Here is an 18,119-nt window from a genome sequence, read left to right on the forward strand (position 1 = left end):
GTTGTATGAATATGCTTTGGATAGTTAGTGGGCAAACGTATCAGCAGCTGCCTATAGATTTTAAAACCTTTCGCCAAGCAACGGTTGGAAACACTCAGCATCAAACGTTTACTTTTTCCTATCCGTTCGAGAAAGGGCAAATGACGCTGTCATCTGAAAAGAACGGCCGGCTCTTGATTTCCTACGGAGAAGAAAGGATAGCAGAGCTATCTGTTTCTGAGTCGTTTGTATGGCGAGAACAAGGACAGGCTTTAACCTTTGCCCTTACAGAGACGGCTGTTAAAGAAGCTGTCTATTATATTGATTACGGATCAGAAGTCTCGTTTTCCACAAGTGATGAAGCAGCTGATGTGTATCAGCAGAAAGAAAAGTGTGTAGTAGAGCCAAAAAAAGGATTTTACTTATCAAAGATAAACGGGAAGTGGAAGGTCTTTTATAACCAAGAACCGCTTTATCTTAATGGACACCGAATAGAAGAGAATAAGAACCTTCAGCCCGGAGATCTTATTTTATGGTCTTCTATGACGATTCAATTGATCGAAAAAGATTTGCTGAAGATTCAAAGCTACTATGATTATGCATCTAAGCTTCCGGCTACGGCGCAACCTATTTCTGAAATGAAAAAGAAGTACCCGGTTTATAGACGGACACCGCGCATGATATATGATTTGCCTAATGATAAGGTGAGCTTGTCCTTTCCGTCTCAAGATAATGATGAAAATAACCGAAGCTTATGGCTTACCATTTTACCCCCATTAGTCATGCTTTTAGTCATGGGTACGGTATCGATTATTCAGCCCAGGGGAATTTTTATTATTATATCTGTCATGATGTTTACGACCACGCTGATTGTATCTACTGTTCAATATTTCAAAGATAAAAAACAGCGCAAGAAGCGGCAGGAGCGTCGTCGTCGAATCTATACAAAGTATCTAGAAAACAAGCGCGAGGAATTACAAGAACTAGTATCAGTTCAACGAGATGTATTATCTTATCATTTTCCGACGTTTGAACGAATGAAATATTTAACAGAACAGATTTCTGATCGAATTTGGGAACGAACTGTAGAAAGCAGTGATTTCTTACAGGTGCGTCTTGGGACAGGAACAGTTCCTGGAAGCTACCAAATTTCGCTAAATAGCGGAGATATGGCTAATCGAGAAATTGATGATTTGCTTGAGCAGTCTCAGCACATGGAGAAGGTCTATCGAGAAGTCAAAAATGCCCCTGTTACCGCTCATTTAGGTTTAGGCTCTATCGGTCTGGTAGGAAAGATGAAAACGGTGAAGAATGAACTGCATCAGCTTGTAGGGCAGCTGGCATTTTCCCACAGTTATCATGACGTAAGGTTCGTATTCATTTTTGATGAAGAAGAATATAAAGAGTGGGAATGGATGAAATGGCTTCCTCATTTTCAGCTTCCGCATTCTTTTGCGAAAGGTTTCATCTATAATGAAAAAACGAGAGATCAGCTTCTATCTTCTATTTATGAAATGCTGAGAGAACGCGATTTAGATGAAGCAAAAGGAGAAGGGGTTTTCCTGCCTCACTTTGTTTTTATTATTACGAATCAGCAGTTAATTGCAGATCATGTTATCTTAGAGTATTTAGAAGGATATCACCCTCACCTTGGGTTCTCTGCAATATTTGCGGCAGAGACAAAGGAAAGCTTAACGGAGCATGTTCACACACTCGTTCGTTATATTAACGAATCCGAGGGGGATATATTAATTCAAAAGCAAAAAGCTGTGAATATTCCATTTCAGCTTGATAAACACACGCTTGATTATAATGAAAGATTTGCAAGGATGCTGCGGACATTGGATCACCAAGTTGGTATGACCAACTCAATTCCAAATAGCGTTTCATTCTTAGAATTATTTAAAGCAAGAGAAATTGGTGAATTGGATATCGTACAAAGGTGGCAGAGCAATGAATCAGCTAAGTCGCTAGCAGTTCCCATTGGTTTAAAAGGAAAAGAAGATATTGTTGAACTAAATCTTCACGAAAAAGCTCACGGCCCTCATGGATTGCTTGCAGGTACGACGGGGTCAGGGAAAAGTGAATTTTTACAAACGTACATTCTTTCTCTAGCGGTGAATTTCCACCCCCATGAAGTCGCATTTTTATTGATTGACTATAAGGGCGGAGGAATGGCTCAGCCGTTTAAGAACATGCCTCACCTGCTTGGAACCATTACAAATATTGAAGGAAGTAAGAATTTTAGTACAAGAGCCTTAGCTTCTATTAAAAGTGAATTAAAGCGACGCCAACGCTTGTTTGATAGATATGAAGTCAATCATGTTAATGATTATACAGATTTATATAAGCAAGGTATGGCAGAAGAACCTCTGCCTCACTTATTCTTAATCTCGGATGAATTTGCTGAGTTAAAAAGTGAAGAACCAGAGTTCATTCGCGAATTAGTCAGCGCGGCGCGAATTGGACGTAGTCTAGGCGTTCATTTAATTTTAGCAACACAAAAGCCAGGCGGTGTTATTGACGATCAAATTTGGAGTAATGCCCGCTTTAAAGTAGCGTTAAAAGTCCAAGATGCCGCTGATAGTAAAGAAATCTTAAAAAATGCGGATGCTGCTTCTATTACGGTGACGGGTCGAGGCTATCTGCAGGTTGGAAATAATGAAGTGTATGAACTGTTTCAGTCAGCCTGGAGCGGCGCGCCGTACATGGAAGATACGTATGGGGCTGAAGATGAAGTAGCCATTGTAACAGATCTCGGGTTGATTCCTTTATCTGATGTATCTACTCAGCAGACGTCATCCAAACAAGCGGAAGCAGAAATTGATGTTGTGGTGCAAAAAATCGAACAAACGCAGCAGGAATTAGGTATCAAAAAATTAAATAGTCCATGGCTGCCGCCTCTTAAAGAGAGATTGCTTCGCAGTGAGTACAAAGAGAAGCGAGACGGCGTATTCCCAATTGGCTTAATTGATGAACCTGAAAAGCAAAGTCAAACGGTATATAACTATCAGCTGATGGACGATGGAAACATTGGTATATTTGGTTCGTCAGGATACGGTAAATCGTTTACAGTCATGATGTTGCTTCTTAGTCTAGCTGAAAGACAGAGCCCAGAGCAGCTTCATTATTACATTTTTGACTTTGGGAACGGTACGCTGCTGCCGCTTCGTCAGCTGCCTCATACGGCGGATTATTTCTTAATGGATCAAATGCGTAAAATTGAAAAATTCATGACCATTATCAAACAAGAAATCGCAAGGCGAAAGCAGTTATTTCAACAGCATGAAGTTAGCAATATTAAAATGTATAATGCTCTAAGTTCAGAAGAGCTTCCTCTAATTTTTATCACGATTGATAATTTTGATCTTGTCAAAGAAGAAATGCAAGATCTAGAAATGCAGTTCACACAGCTTGTGCGTGACGGCCAGTCTTTAGGAATTTATATGATCTTTACCGCGACGCGCGTGAATTCTATTCGTCAGTCACTTATGAATAACTTGAAAACGAAGGTGGTTCATTACTTAATGGATCATTCAGAAGCGTATTCTATTTTAGGACGTACGCCGTATGCGCTAGAGTCTATTCCAGGCCGGGCTATTATCAAAACGGATCAACCTTATTTTGTACAGCTGTTTTTACCTGCGGAAGGAAAAGATGATTTTGAAATTTTTGATGCAGTTAAGCTGCACATTCAACGATTAAAGAATCAATATGCTGGTGCTATTCTTCCGGAGCCGGTGCCAATGCTGTCATCGAAACTTGTACTTGCTGAGTTTATGACAGACAGAAGAGTTATTCGCGAAAAAGGAGTTATTCCTCTTGGATTAGATGAAGAGTTTGTTCGACCGGTGCATATGAACTTTATGAAAAATAAGCATTGTATCGTCATGGGGCAGACGCAAAAAGGAAAGACAAATGTAGTGAAAGTCATACTGCAAACAGCGCTTGAACAAGGCGTGAAGCAAATCGGATTATTTGATTCGGTTGACCGTGGTTTATCAAGCTATGCAGCTGAAGAGCAAGTTGTTTACATGGAAACAAAAGAACAGATCGTCGACTGGCTTGACCTAACCGAAGAACGATTGCAGCGACGTGAAAATAAGTATTTGGAAGCAGTGCAGGAAGGAACCGTACACGGCCTTTCATTCGCCCCGATCATGCTTGTAGTAGACGGATTTGTGCGATTCCAGCAAAACTTAGACAGTGTCTTGCAGGATCGCATTACAAAATTGATGAAAAATTATAGCCACCTCGGCTTTAACTTGATTGTTGCAGGGAACAACAATGAGTTTTCAAAAGGATTTGACGCGTTAACAACAGAAGTGAAGCAAATTGGCCAAGCTGTGTTGTTGATGAAGAAAACAGAGCAAAGCTTATTTACACTTCCTTATGACCGAAAAGAAGCCGACGTTAACCCTGGCTTCGGTTATTATATTAAAAGTGGAAAAGAAACAAGAATTCAAATCCCGCTATGTGTAAGTGAAAGGAAGATCTTAACATGACCGAACAGCGTAAGTATACACTTAAAGTCATATTAGCTGTTGTTTTAATCTTGGCTCTTCCTTCTTTCTTTTTTCAGTATATTGGAGACAACCCGCTGCAAGTCACAGAAAACTCAACAAGAACGATTGCGGTTGTTAACGAAGATAATGGAGTAAAAGAAAACAGTGAAAAAGCGATAGAATTTGGAGAAAAAGTGACTCCTCTTTTACAGGAGGGGTCGGATTATCAATGGACCGTGCTTGGACGAAGCGCGGCTACAAGCGGTTTACAGAATGGGAAATATGATGCGGTTATCTATATTCCCTCGACTTTCTCACAAAATATTTTATCGTATCAGGAAAAAAAGCCAGAAAAAGCTACTTTGGAATACAAAGTTCAAAGCCAGCTTAACGCAGTTAATAAGGAAAAAGTAGTAGGGGAATTAGAAGATGCTACTACAAAGGTTAATAATGAAATGTCCTCTTTGTACTGGAGTTATGTATCACAGGAAGTGGATAAGGTACGCGGACAGTTCGATAAAATTCTAAATAAAGAAATCGCCTTTCAAAAAACAATGGTCGCTTTTTATAAACCGAATTCAAAAGATTTAGCAGGTGAATTAAATGATCAAAAGAAAATTCTTCAGCAAATCCAAGATAATGTAAATAAAGCAGAAAAAGGTTCTAGCGACAGACAAGGCGACGTAGAACAGGTTGAAAAGAATTTAAATAACTTTATTGAATATGTAAATCAATATCAAACATATCAAGAAACACAGAAACAAATGCTTGAAAAAACGCAGGCTCAAAGCGTCGCTGCGATTCAACAAGGGTTGTCTTCCCTTGAATCTAATCAGCCAAGCTCTAAGCAAAATTTTAATGAGCAGGCCAATCAAGTATTTAGTGGTTTGTCTTCCATTCAACAGCAGCTGGATGAAAATCAAAAAGCCGTTGGAGAACTTGGAGATCAACAAGCAGATAACGTCAGTGAACAAGAAAAAGCTCTGCAAGATTTGAACGGCCAAATCATCAGTTCATACAAACAGCAGTCTGAGCAAACAACCCTAAACCAAATTGAAAGTAAGTTAAAGCCGCTTCGTGCGCAGCTAGAGACAGCTTCATCAAATGATGGCGGCGGGGGCTCAACGGATCCAGGGGAAAGTGATGGAACTCAGCCAGATCCTAATCAAGACGGAGAGACGCCAACGGACCCTGGAGAAGGTGACGGAACTCAGCCAGATCCTAATCAAGGTGGAGAGACGCCGACGGATCCTGGAGAAGATGATGGAACTCAGCCAGATTCCGGTCAAGGCGAAGGAACGTCAGAACCAATTCAAGTGGATTTATCTCAGCAAACAGCAAAGCTTGATGATATATCAAAAGGGCTTGATGATTTAGAAAAGCAGCTTCAAGGCATGACGAGTGAAACACCCCAAGCGCCTGAAGCACCTGAGACACCTGAGGGCACGGAAACGCCTGAAACACCGGATACACCTGATACATCAGGCACATCCAATGCTGTGAAAAGTGCGCTTGAAAAAGTGGCTAATCTGAAAACACAGGTACAGGCAGTCAAAGATGAGCTGCAAAATGTAACCGTTCAGCCTGAAACTTCAGGAGAAAATACGGATGCGCTGAAGCAGAAAATTGCCAGTTTGGAAGCCGACGTTAAGTCTTTAACAGCACAGAAAAATAAAGCAGAGAAAGACTTAGAAGAAGCAACCAAGTCGTCGAGCAGTCAAATTGCTAAGCTTCAAGAAGAAAATGAACGATTAAAAAAAGAGAATGAAAAGTTGAAAGAAGACGGCAAAAAGCCTTCTAAAGGCAGTGTGGATGTAGATAATCTCATCACGATGATTAAAAACAAAGAAGATAAAATCTTATCTTCTCCAAACCTTTCAGCTTCTCGCAAGGAAAAGCTGAGCAATACATTCTCAGGTAAGATTAAAAGCAGCAGTGCAGAAGATCTGCTAAAGTACTACGGTGATTTATCGCAGTATGATTTGACTTTAGCTCAAGTAGGAAATACGGACATACAGAACAGCGTCCTTAACAACGACTCTATTAAAGGAAGTTTGCAGCAGGCGTTAGCTGGCACCGTCTCTTCTCAAGACGCGCGTAAGCAAATCCAACAAAACCTGTCACTAACAAAAGAAGAGTTAGCACAGTTCCAAAGTTCAGTGCAAGATTTTGCTGACCAATATGGACAAACAGTTGATGCTGAACAAGCATCGATTATGGAAGAGCTATCAGCTATTCAAGAAAAAGCAAATGCAATGAATCAAGAGCTTCAATCTAGCGCAGGTGAAGATCAAGCATTAGAAAAGAAAGAAGCTCCGGACGTAACAGGCTTAATGACGCTGCAGCAAAGCATGGGTCAAGAGTTAAAGGGAATGAACGAACTCATTTCATCTTTAGGTGAAAGACAAGCTAATGTTGTCACGTACACAGATGAATTGCAGAAGCGTGTAAATGAAGTTCAGGATAAGGCTGACACGCTTAACAGCAAGTGGGCCCAAAACGTGGATTCAACGAAGTTGGTACGAGGCCAGGTATACCGCTTGTTAAATAATACATTAGTAGATGGACAGAATAATGATTACGTTTATCATTATTTAGCAAATCCTCTTCAAGTAAGCGGTGAAGTGCCGGCTGAAAAAGTAAAAGAGGTTCCTCCGGTTGTCATTTTGGTTATTATCTTAATCAGCAGCTTACTAATTGGCTACTTCAGTCAATACTACCGACATGCACCTATGCTTGTAAAAGGTACGCTGTTTGGGTTATTGAATTTGATTGTAGGGTTAATGGTAAGTATCTTTAGCCTTAATATTTATTCGTTATCGGGAGACCGGGCAATGGAATGGTCAATCTTTACGATCGTCTTATTGCTTGCTTCATCTACACTCGTACGTGTTGCTTTCTTATTAGGAAGCTTCGCTGGATGGGTGACGACAGTAGGGTTGATTTTATTTTATATTACCCCGCTTCTTAACTTATCTATGCCAAACTTTAATTACAAAGATCCAGTATCTAAAGTATATATGTCAATTCAATATGATACGCAGTCTCTATTTGGACAGGCGCTTATTGTATTACTGGGGATGACTGCCGTTTTAAGTGTTCTGCCATCTATTATTCGTGCGTTAAAGACGACTAAAGAGGTTGAAAATGATGAAACCTATAGTGCTTAATAAGAAGATTGGAAGTATTGTTCTTATTTTTTCACTTCTTTGTTTCCCTGTAGCAGCAGCGGCTGAAGCTGATGACGGAAACGTTGAAGAGATTAAACCAAATGTATATAAAGATGATCCCATTAACTTAGACCCCGAATCTTTGCTAGAAGATAAAAAAGAAGTAGGAAATATTCCGGAGGAAATAAAGGATCTTACATTTGAAAAAGAGGAAGATGTAGAGAAAGAGAGTTTAAAAGAAAATCTTTTCGTGAACGCATCAGCTGAAGATAATACGATTTCTGCGAAAGCAAAAGAATATAACTTGTTTTCTTCTAAAAACACTTCCTACAAGAAAGATCGAACAGAACAAACGGCTTCTGAAAAGTCATCAGACCTACAATGGTTTTATTTATTATTGATTGGTGTGGGGGTTGTTGTATTATTTGCGGTTTTAATACCGCGCATTAGCCCTCAGCCTTCTGTAAAAAAATGAAAAAACCTCGCTGTTAATCAACAGCGAGGTTTTTTCGTATAGACGTAAATTTACAGGCGGCGGAAGCCTTCTTCAAACAAATAATCTTCTGCTTCTTCGTAAGATAGAAATGCTGCCTCTAAATTCAAGCCAGAATAAACATTCCACAGGTCATCTTCATGAACAAGTAAAAGCGTTGCATTGTCTGGGCCGTTCCAGCGCTGTTCATTTCCATTCCCTACAATAGCTTCTTCTCTAGCTGTATCAGGAAGGGTAGACAAAGATTCAATAGAAGCCTCAATAATTGAGCGAAGCTCTTCTGCTGTATAATCACGGATATTTACAAGACCTTTGTCATTTGTTTCATATCCTTTTAAAAACCCTGCATATACAAATCCATTTCCGTTAGGGTGCAGATGATGCACAACAACCGTTTTATCGTACACGCTCTCTTCATAGTGAAAATTCACGCGTCCTAAAGATACATCTTTTCGATGCAGCTCTGGAAACGATGAAATAATAGCTAATTTTTCGTCAAAACTAAGCATAGACAATCCTCATTTCTATTTAAATCATTTCATTTTCTGAAATGGTATAAGCTCTTTTACGATTCGGTTGATTATACCATATATAAAGAAAGACACATAATGCTTTTTCCAATGTGGACTTTTGAAAATATAACCCTTCGCATAAAGTGGCTGTCACTGTAAAGAAGAATACATCTTTTTCACTATAAAACTTAACAAAAAATAGGCAGGGAATTCACATTGAAAAAATAATATAAAGAGGTGGAAGAAAACTAGTTTTCAAACCTATCATAAGGAGGAATAAAAAAGTGAAATTATACGCTCTGTGTAAAAAAACATGGGCAATGTCTCTGCTTATTTTTGTTCTTTTAGTGAGCTTAACTCCTGTTAGTCAAGCAGCCGCGTTTTTATCTGTTGCACAAGCTCTTGAGAATCAAAACAACAGTGTACAAACGGTTAAAGGATATGTAGTAGGTCAACCTACAGGCACATCTACAGTTATTACGAGCAATTACCCAAACGATTATGCACTTGCTCTTGCTGACAGTGCAAATGAAACCAATACAGACAAGATGGTGTACGTTCAAATTCCTTCAAATTTGCGAAGTACATTTGGACTTCAAAGTCACTCGGAGTTAAAAGGGAAAAGTCTTACTGTTACGGGCACACTTACTCCTTATTTTTCACACCCAGGAATAAAATCAGTTACTTCTATCAGTACAGAAACAGGAGGAACTGATCCGACTCCAGATCCCACAGAGCCAACCGTTCCAGTAGAAGACTATTATCGTACTGCAGCTGGAAAAACAGGAAATACCTTAAAGACAGAGCTTCATAACATTATTGACCATCATACAGAACTGTCGTATTCAGCGGTATGGGAAGCTTTAAAGAAAACGGATGAAGATCCAGCTAACGCAAATAACGTTATTTTGCTCTACACGGGGCGTTCACAGGCTAAGAGTACAAATGGAGGCGGAGTGGACGATTGGAATCGTGAGCACGTCTGGGCAAAGTCTCACGGGGATTTTGGAACAGCCATGGGACCTGGAACAGATCTTCATCATTTACGTCCAACCGATGTGTCTGTAAACAGTACGAGAGGAAACTTAGATTTTGATAACGGAGGGACGGAACATAGCGAAGCACTCGGAAATTATTTTGACAGTGATTCGTGGGAACCTCGAGATGAAGTAAAAGGCGACGTGGCTCGTATGTTGTTTTATATGGCCGTGCGCTATGAAGGCGATGTAAGTGATGAGCCTGACTTAGAACTTAATAACACAGTGAATAATGGCACTGCTCCTTATCACGGGAAATTATCTGTGCTTCTTCAATGGAACGCCCAAGATCCAGTAGATGATCGAGAACGACGCAGAAATGACATTATTTATTCAGATTATCAGCATAATCGCAATCCGTTTATTGACCATCCTGAATGGGTGAATGAGATTTGGAACTAATGAAGGAGGCGTCCTGGCAGGGCGTCTTTTTTTATAAAAGAAAAAGGAAAAAATCAAAATCTGCCGAATACCTATAGGTGATTTTGAAAAAATGGAGGGAAGATATGAAACAGCTATGTAAAAAAGGATTGGCTTTCGTTTTGATGCTCATTTTTGTTAACGCTTTCATTTTGAATCCACTTAACGGAGCGGCTGCCGTAGATGGAAAATCAATGAATCCAGGTTACAAAACCTATTTAATGGCGCCTTTAAAAAAGGTAACAGACTATACAACATGGGAAGCTTTTGAGAACGATTTACGCAAAGCGAAACAAAATGGATTTTATGCAGTGACAGTAGACTTCTGGTGGGGAGATATGGAGAAAAACGGCGATCAGAAGTTCGATTTTTCCTATGCGCAGCGCTTTGCTCAAGCTGCTCGTAATGCAGGTATAAAGATTGTTCCAATCATTTCTACTCATCAGTGCGGCGGTAATGTAGGAGATGATTGTAACGTTCCGCTTCCATCGTGGGTATGGAATTTAAAAAGTGATGACAGCCTGTACTTTAAATCTGAAACGGGCACGATAAATAAAGAAACGCTAAGCCCGCTTGCAACAGATGTTATTTCTAAGCAATATGGTGAGCTCTACACGGCATTTGCGCAAGCGTTAGCACCTTATAAAGACGTGATTGCTAAAATCTATTTATCAGGAGGCCCTGCAGGTGAAATTCGTTATCCGTCTTATACAGCAGCAGACGGCACAGGGTATCCCTCTAGAGGGAAATTTCAGGTGTATACGAACTTTGCTAAAAGCAAGTTTCAATCATATGCTTTGACTAAATACGGCTCACTCGCCGGCGTTAATCAGGCATGGGGAACCAATTTAACATCTACATCGCAAATTTTACCGCCATCAGATGGCTATCAGTTCTTAAAAGATGGTTATTCAACGGCTTATGGAAAAGATTTCTTATCATGGTACCAAGTAGCTTTGGAGGACCACACAAAACGTATTGGACAATTAGCTCATCAGGCTTTTGATGCCACTTTTAACGTACCAATTGGTGCAAAAGTGGCAGGAATCCATTGGCAGTACAATAATCCGACGATCCCTCATGCTGCAGAAAAGCCAGCTGGATACAATGATTATAACGGGCTTTTGGACGCGTTTAAAACGGCTAAATTAGATATCACCTTTACATGCTTAGAAATGACGGACAGCGGGAATTATCCGGAATATTCTATGCCTAAGACGCTTGTACGCCAAGTAGCAGGTATTGCGAATGCAAAAGGAATTGTTTTAAACGGGGAAAATGCTTTAACCATAGGCAGTGAAGATCAATATAAAAAAGCAGCTGAAATGGCATTTAATTATAATTTTGCAGGATTTACTTTGCTTCGTTTCTACGATGTAATTAATAATGATACGCTTATGGGGCAATTTAAAAATACGTTGGGCGTTACACCAGTTGCGCAAACGGTTGTAGTAAAAAATGCGCCAACTACGGTTGGAGAAACGGTTTATATCGTTGGAGACAGAGCTGAGCTAGGTCAGTGGGATACGTCTATATATCCAATTAAATTAACATATAACGCATCTACAGCTGATTGGAGAGGAACCGTTTATTTTCCTGCCAGTCAAAGTGTTCAATTTAAAGCAATTGTGAAGAAAGCTGATGGATCTTTAAAAGCATGGCAGCCTTCGCAGCAATATTGGAGCGTGCCGTCAACAGCAACGACTTATACAGATAATTGGTAAAACAAAGCCGCATAGCAAACGCTATGCGGCTTTGTTTTGAACACAAGAATTATTTCCAATTCGCTTGAATAAATTCATCCCGACCGGACTTAGCGCGGTCTTCTTTATAGTGATCTGGATTTTTCTTATGAAAATCTTGATGATATTCCTCGGCTTCATAAAACGCAGAGGCAGGAAGGATGCTTGTCACGATTGGTTTTTTAAAACGTCCGCTTTTTGCGACCTCTAGCTTTGTCTCTTCAGCTTCCTGCTTTTGGCTATCGTTATGGTAAAAAATTGCTGTTCGATACTGCGAGCCGCGATCTTGGAATTGACCTCCGTCATCTGTTGGATCAATTTGTGGCCAATAAAGATCTAATAAACGTTTATACGGAAACACTTCAGGATCAAATGTAATTTGAACCACTTCGTAGTAACCGCTTGTTCCAGATTTTACTTGCTCATAAGTAGGGTTATCCACAGTTCCCCCCATATATCCTGATACAATGCCGTGAATACCTTCTAGCTCTTCAAAAGGTGTAACCATGCACCAGAAACATCCACCTGCAAATGTAGCTTTTTCCATACGTAATCCCTCACTTAATCCGTTGTTATGAAGGGTATTATAACAAATTTATATTGAAACAGCTAGAAAAGGGTTTGTAGTCTGTGTAAAAGCTGTGGATAAAGGTAAATATCCACAGCTTTTACACAATAAACTCGACTGTGTTGGAGATTGAAAAATGAAGGAGAGAAGAAAGAAAAAATGATAGAATAGATGAGGTGTATATATAGATGTAGAAAAGATTGGGCGACAGAAGCAGGATCTATGCGATATCTAGATAAATAAAATTAGTACGTTATTAATAAGGGGTAAGAAACAGCATATTCGCGCTGTTAAATAAATATACAAAGATAATAGGAGAGTTGAATATGTTACAAGATAATCTCATCCTAGAGCACTATGGATTAAATGAATTAAATTTTGATACGATCAAAAGCTACCGAGACCGGTTTGCTCAAGTAAAACCAGCTCATCCTTGGAATGCGCTTGAAACAAAGGAGTTTTTATACAAAGTAGGAGCTTGGGGAAAGGTGAGAGATACCCATAAAGAAGGAGTCACACTCGCAGGCCTGCTTTTATTCAGTGAAGAACGGATTATCACAGAAGTTTTACCACAATACTTTTTAGAATACCGGGAAAGTAAAGGAAACGAAGAATGGACAGAGCGCTTTACCTCTCAAGACGGGACGTGGTCAGGAAATATTTTTGATTTTTATTTTCATATTCATGAAATTGTTCGCAATAGCGAACCGCAGTCGTCAATCGCTTCCTCTTTAACAGAAGTTTTGATTAATATGCTTATTCATGCAGATTATAATGGCGAGGGCGGCGTTATTTTAGAAAAGCAACCTTCTCATTACGTTTTTTCTAATCCAGGTCTTTTATTAGTACCTACAGATTCAGTTTTTAGCAATACCGTTAGTCAGCTTCGAAACCCAAATATAGTTAAGCTATTCAGTTTACTAGGATTATGTGAACGTTCGGGCTCTGGTTTGAAAAAAGTAAAGCAAAATTGGAGCTTGCATCATTATAAAACGCCGGCTATTGATCAAGATGTTTCTATGCATCGTACAGTGGTCATGTTATCTCTGTCCACTCAAGAAAGACAGGTAAGTTCTTCTGAAAAAGACACTTACAATACGTCCATAACCGATTCGGGAAATAATTTTAAAGGTGTCGAAAAATATCAAAATAAACCTGAAAACGATGTCGAAAGTGACTCCTATAATAAAAACAGTGACTCCTATAATAAAAATTTAATAGAGGAGTTAAGGTCATATAATAACGACATAAACTCCTATAATAAAGAGGATAACTACTATAATAATGAAATAAACTTATACAATAACGACATAAACTCCTCTAATAATAGTTGGAACTCCTATAATAAGGAGCGAGAAGAGGATTCTTCCGATTCGGTGAATGTGGAGAATATTGATACGAAACTATGGGATATTGCAGCGCTGGCTCGTGAAAAAAAACGGCTTTCGCCGAATCAGATGGAACATATTATTCTTGAGTTATGTAAAGAAAAACCGCTCATGCTTAAAGAGTTTGCTTATTTACTAGAAAGAACGCCGGATGGAGTACGTAATAATTATTTAACAAAGCTATTACGAAAAGGACAATTACAGTTGAAATATCCAAATCAGCCAAACCATCCAAAACAGGCATATTTATTTAATAAGAAAGATATAGAGAAATAAATCAAGCAACCGATAGAACATATAGAGATTAAACTGCAAAAAATTGATAAGTAGGAGTTTGCTAAAAGCTACAGATTTAAGGGGGAAATTCACCATAAAGTTGTGCCAAGCTGTCAGACTCTCTTTATATGAGTTCTGGCTCGTATAAAGGAGGAAAAAGAGTTTGAAAAGCAAGTGCGTTCTTATTTTTCTGGTGGTTGTATGGCTGTTTAATATGGGGAAAGGAATAGGATGTGGATCAAAGGTGAATGCAGAGATGAATATACCGCTGTCGACGTGGGTGTGGGATACAAAGAAATGGATGCTAAACCAAGAAGCTATCCTCGAAAAGCTTCAAGAAAAAAAAGTGACAAACGTTTATTTACAAATTGATACTCATCTTTCACCTTCCGTATATAGGCATTTTATCCAACAAGCACAAGCCAAGGGCATAAGTGTTTACGCACTTGACGGCGCTCCTTATTGGATAGGACCTTCTGGTATAGAAGAGCAGGAAGCATTTTTTAATTGGATAACAGCTTACCAAGCAGCAGCAGACGAGCAACAGCAATTTTCAGGGATTCATTTGGATGTAGAGCCTTATTTGTATAAAAGTTGGGAAGATAATCGAGCGAAAAGTATTCTGCAGTATCAATATGTTATTTCTCAAGCTGCTGTACAGTCTCATGAGTTACACTTGCCTCTTGCTGTAGATATACCGTTTTGGTTTGACGAAGTTCCATTCAAAAATAGCAGGGGTTCTGGTTCGTTGGGGCATTGGGTTATTCAGTACGCTGATGAAGTCACAATCATGGCGTACCGAAATCATGCAGGTAAAGAAAACGGTATTGCTCAAATAACAGAAAATGAACGCAAGTGGGGACGTGTACTATCCACTCCGATTGAAATAGGGGTAGAAACGATGGCTTCAGATGAAGGAGAATACATTTCTTTTTCTGCTAAAGGAGAAGAAAAGATGATGCAAGAGCTGGGTATGTTGCTTACGGAGTGTCAAGCTGAAAATCCTCCAAGCAGTATAGCTGTTCATTATTTTGATAGCTGGCTACAGATGAAGCCATGACAACGAAAAAACCGCTGCATCGCTGCAGCGGCCTTTTTGGGTTTAGGGAGTATAGATACAATATAGCCATTTTATTAAAGGACTATACATAAAAAAAGTAACCATTTAAAAAATGGCTACTCACACAAAGGGGGGGAACTTAATCTTATCATTCCCACTTTTTCTAAAAGATATGCCTCTTTTAACCCGTTTTTTTAAAATAATTTAGTCGTCCAAGATTCGCAGTTCCATACGTCTGTGACAACGTCTTGATAAAATTCAGGTTCGTGACAAATAATTAAGATACTTCCTTTATATTCTTTTAAAGCTCGTTTCAATTCATCTTTCGCATCTACATCCAAGTGGTTTGTAGGCTCATCAAGTACAAGGATGTTGGTTTCATTGTTAATCAGCTTACATAGGCGAACTTTTGCTTTTTCTCCACCGCTTAAAACTTCTACTTTACTTTCAATATGTTTTGTTGTTAATCCGCATTTAGCTAGAGCTGCACGAATCTCATATTGGGTGAAGTGAGGAAACTCATTCCATACTTCTTCAATACACGTATTGTAATTAGCCGTTTTGATTTCTTGTTCAAAATAGCCAATATGCTGATAATCTCCTTTTTCTACAGAGCCTGAAATCGGTTTGATTTCTCCTAAAATACTTTTTAAAAGAGTTGTTTTCCCAATTCCATTTGCTCCTACAAGGGCAATCTTTTGACCTCGCTCCATTTTTAAATTTAATGGCTTAGAAAGCGGCTCTTCGTATCCAATGACTAAATCAGATGTTTCAAAAATTAATTTGCTTGAAGTACGAGCACTCTTAAAGTTAAACTCTGGTTTTGGACGCTCTTGAGCTAGTTCAATTACTTCCATTTTATCGAGCTTTTTTTGACGGGACATGGCCATATTTCGTGTCGAAACACGGGCTTTGTTTCTCGCTACGAAATCTTTTAAATCTGCCATTTCTTGCTGTTGCTTTTTATAAGCTGCTTCAAGCTGCTGTTTTTTCATCTCATATACTTTCATAAAATCGTCGTAGTCACCTACATAGCGATTTAACTCTTGGTTTTCCATATGATAAATCAAATTGATGACGCTGTTTAAAAACGGAAGGTCATGAGAAATTAAAATAAAGGCATTTTCATATTCTTGCAAGTAGCGTCGCAGCCACTCAATATGCTGTTCATCCAAGTAGTTTGTAGGCTCATCAAGTAATAGGATTTCTGGCTTTTCAAGCAACAGTTTGGCTAATAATACTTTTGTACGCTGTCCACCGCTTAAATCCTGTACATCGCGATCTAAGCCGATATCTTCCAATCCTAATCCGCGTGCAATTTCTTCAACTTTTGCATCGATGACATAAAAGTCATTGTTTGTTAAGAGGTCTTGAAGTGTACCGACTTCTTCTAAAAGTTTTTCAAGTTCTTCTGGTGATACATCGGCCATTTTCTCATAGAGTCCATTCATTTGAGCTTCTAAATCAAATAGGTATTGAAAAGCACTTTTTAGTACATCACGAATAGAAAGACCGCGCTCTAATGCTGTGTGCTGATCTAAATAGCCGACGCGCACTTTTTTAGACCATTCTACTTTCCCCGCATCCGGTTCTAGTTTGCCTGTAATGATGTTCATAAATGTTGATTTACCTTCGCCGTTTGCTCCAATTAAGCCGACGTGTTCACCTTTTAACAATCGAAATGATACATCGTTAAAAATCGCACGGTCACCAAAACCGTGGCTTAGATTTTTTACGTTTAATACACTCATGCTGACACACCTTTTCTTTTAAAATATCTATCGTACGTTTCGTTATAAACAAATTGATTCATAACGATTATAGCGAACTTATATACATAAATCCATATGAGTTTTCTAGGCCTGAAAGTCATATAAAATTCACTCGCGTCTTCCTTTCACTTCATTCATACTATATATATCAATGTAGAAAATCCGTCATGATGAAGGAACGGTTATACCGAAGTACTTAAATAGAGTATGCAAAAGAAGAATAAAAAGGCAGGGGAACAAGAAATGAAGATTCATACGATACTAGTGGCAGGAAGAATGTATAAAGAGCTGCAGGAGATAATCAATCAAAAGAAGCTCACACAGACGTTTCGGTTTATGGAAGAGCAAGACGTTACAATCGAAGATTTAAACTGGGCTGATGCGCTTTTATCCTTCGGTCCAACGAATTGCTTTGAAGATCATAGCTTTAAATGGATTCATTCTCTCGGCGCAGGAGTCGATCGGTTCTTAGAAAGTGGGAATTGGAAAAAGAGCGTGATGTTAACACGTACGGTTTGTTCATTCGGTCAGCGAATCAGTGAATATTGTCTTAGCTATATGCTAGCTGAACTTCAGCACCACACACAGTTTCAGCATCAGCAAAAACAAAAGCAGTGGAAAGTGGTAGAGCCTCAGCAGCTTTCTACTCAAACGGTCATAATTTATGGAACAGGTGAAATCGGCGGACGTCTTGCCGCTGTTTTAAAATCTTTTGGTGTACGAGTGATAGGCGTATCTAAAAATGGAAATGAAAAGCCCTCATTTGATCAAGTCTTCTCCATTTCAAAAGAAAAAGAATTGTTAAAAGAAGCGGATTGGATTATTAGCACCATGCCATTAACGAGTGAAACAAAAAGCTACTTTGATCAAAAATGGATGAATTTAGTTAAAAATGCATACTTTATAAACGTTGGACGAGGTGCAACTGTAGATGAAAATGCGTTAGTAGGAGCTATTGAACAAAAGCGTATTCGAAAAGCATACATAGATGTGTTTGAACGTGAGCCGTTAACAAAAGAATCTTCTTGGTGGCATCATTCACATATCATCATAACACCTCATATTTCAGCGGTCACTACGCCTGAAGAAGCCGTCGAGTGTTTTGTTGAAACGCTGCAAAAAGTTGAGCAAGGTGAATTGCCTTCTAACTTGGTTAATATTGAAAGAGGTTATTAAAGCATTATGATGCGCGTTTCC

Annotated in this window: 11 protein-coding genes; 8 read left to right on the forward strand and 3 right to left on the reverse strand. The window is 39.0% G+C overall.

Going from position 1 to position 18,119, the window contains the following annotated elements:
• Positions 1-5 precede the first annotated feature (5 nt).
• The 3 genes from essC to essA are packed head-to-tail and all read left to right on the forward strand — an operon-like array spanning position 6 to position 8,129.
• Complete coding sequence (gene essC / locus U9R83_RS01800) at positions 6-4,484, forward strand: type VII secretion protein EssC (RefSeq protein WP_182421560.1); 4,479 nt, start codon at positions 6-8, stop codon at positions 4,482-4,484.
• Positions 4,481-7,654: a type VII secretion protein EsaA gene (gene esaA / locus U9R83_RS01805; protein WP_182421559.1), complete on the forward strand. Its 3,174-nt coding sequence runs from the start codon at positions 4,481-4,483 to the stop codon at positions 7,652-7,654. The genes essC and esaA overlap by 4 nt, the downstream gene beginning before the upstream one ends.
• Positions 7,632-8,129 carry a type VII secretion protein EssA gene (essA, locus tag U9R83_RS01810; protein ID WP_182421558.1) on the forward strand — a complete coding sequence of 166 codons (498 nt, stop codon included), beginning with the start codon at positions 7,632-7,634 and terminating at the stop codon, positions 8,127-8,129. Before esaA ends, essA begins: the two co-directional genes overlap by 23 nt.
• A 50-nt stretch (positions 8,130-8,179) precedes the next feature.
• Here essA and U9R83_RS01815 read toward each other — a convergent pair whose 3' ends face one another.
• On the reverse strand, positions 8,180-8,656 hold the full coding sequence (locus U9R83_RS01815) for a hypothetical protein (protein WP_014461869.1): 477 nt from the start codon (positions 8,654-8,656) through the stop codon (positions 8,180-8,182).
• A 287-nt stretch (positions 8,657-8,943) separates the two neighbouring features.
• On the opposite strand from U9R83_RS01815, the gene U9R83_RS01820 reads away from it, so the two are divergent.
• Positions 8,944-10,098 carry an endonuclease gene (locus U9R83_RS01820; RefSeq protein ID WP_140451856.1) on the forward strand — a complete coding sequence of 385 codons (1,155 nt, stop codon included), beginning with the start codon at positions 8,944-8,946 and terminating at the stop codon, positions 10,096-10,098.
• A gap of 104 nt (positions 10,099-10,202) precedes the next feature.
• Positions 10,203-11,840, forward strand: coding sequence for a family 14 glycosylhydrolase (locus U9R83_RS01825; protein ID WP_209368176.1), 1,638 nt, complete (start codon positions 10,203-10,205; stop codon positions 11,838-11,840).
• Between the two features lie 49 nt (positions 11,841-11,889).
• Here the strand turns inward: U9R83_RS01825 and msrA are convergent, their stop codons facing one another.
• The gene (msrA, locus tag U9R83_RS01830) at positions 11,890-12,405 is read right to left on the reverse strand and encodes a peptide-methionine (S)-S-oxide reductase MsrA (protein ID WP_115652957.1); all 516 of its coding nucleotides are present in this window, start codon (positions 12,403-12,405) and stop codon (positions 11,890-11,892) included.
• 347 nt (positions 12,406-12,752) lie between these two features.
• Here msrA and U9R83_RS01835 point away from each other — a divergent pair, with 347 nt between their 5' ends.
• Together U9R83_RS01835 and U9R83_RS01840 are read left to right on the forward strand one after the other, a co-directional pair.
• Positions 12,753-14,090: an ATP-binding protein gene (locus tag U9R83_RS01835; RefSeq protein ID WP_014461865.1), complete on the forward strand. Its 1,338-nt coding sequence runs from the start codon at positions 12,753-12,755 to the stop codon at positions 14,088-14,090.
• 163 nt (positions 14,091-14,253) lie between these two features.
• Positions 14,254-15,150 carry an amidase gene (locus tag U9R83_RS01840; protein WP_140451858.1) on the forward strand — a complete coding sequence of 299 codons (897 nt, stop codon included), beginning with the start codon at positions 14,254-14,256 and terminating at the stop codon, positions 15,148-15,150.
• Between the two features lie 194 nt (positions 15,151-15,344).
• Here U9R83_RS01840 and U9R83_RS01845 read toward each other — a convergent pair whose 3' ends face one another.
• The gene (locus U9R83_RS01845) at positions 15,345-16,901 is read right to left on the reverse strand and encodes an ABC-F family ATP-binding cassette domain-containing protein (RefSeq protein ID WP_014461863.1); all 1,557 of its coding nucleotides are present in this window, start codon (positions 16,899-16,901) and stop codon (positions 15,345-15,347) included.
• 264 nt (positions 16,902-17,165) lie between these two features.
• Between U9R83_RS01845 and U9R83_RS01850 the strand changes: the two genes are divergently transcribed.
• On the forward strand, positions 17,166-18,098 hold the full coding sequence (locus U9R83_RS01850) for a D-2-hydroxyacid dehydrogenase (RefSeq protein ID WP_042992360.1): 933 nt from the start codon (positions 17,166-17,168) through the stop codon (positions 18,096-18,098).
• Positions 18,099-18,119 lie beyond the last annotated feature (21 nt).

It is taken from the genome of Priestia sp. LL-8 (assembly GCF_036227845.1).
Taxonomy (GTDB): domain Bacteria; phylum Bacillota; class Bacilli; order Bacillales; family Bacillaceae_H; genus Priestia; species Priestia zanthoxyli.

Coding starts and splice junctions, on each gene's coding strand:
- essC (WP_182421560.1), top strand. CDS start 6: ATGAATATGCTTTGGATAGTTAGTGGGCAAACGTATCAGCAGCTGCCT.
- esaA (WP_182421559.1), top strand. CDS start 4,481: ATGACCGAACAGCGTAAGTATACACTTAAAGTCATATTAGCTGTTGTT.
- essA (WP_182421558.1), top strand. CDS start 7,632: ATGATGAAACCTATAGTGCTTAATAAGAAGATTGGAAGTATTGTTCTT.
- U9R83_RS01815 (WP_014461869.1), bottom strand. CDS start 8,656: ATGCTTAGTTTTGACGAAAAATTAGCTATTATTTCATCGTTTCCAGAG.
- U9R83_RS01825 (WP_209368176.1), top strand. CDS start 10,203: ATGAAACAGCTATGTAAAAAAGGATTGGCTTTCGTTTTGATGCTCATT.
- msrA (WP_115652957.1), bottom strand. CDS start 12,405: ATGGAAAAAGCTACATTTGCAGGTGGATGTTTCTGGTGCATGGTTACA.
- U9R83_RS01835 (WP_014461865.1), top strand. CDS start 12,753: ATGTTACAAGATAATCTCATCCTAGAGCACTATGGATTAAATGAATTA.
- U9R83_RS01845 (WP_014461863.1), bottom strand. CDS start 16,901: ATGAGTGTATTAAACGTAAAAAATCTAAGCCACGGTTTTGGTGACCGT.
- U9R83_RS01850 (WP_042992360.1), top strand. CDS start 17,166: ATGAAGATTCATACGATACTAGTGGCAGGAAGAATGTATAAAGAGCTG.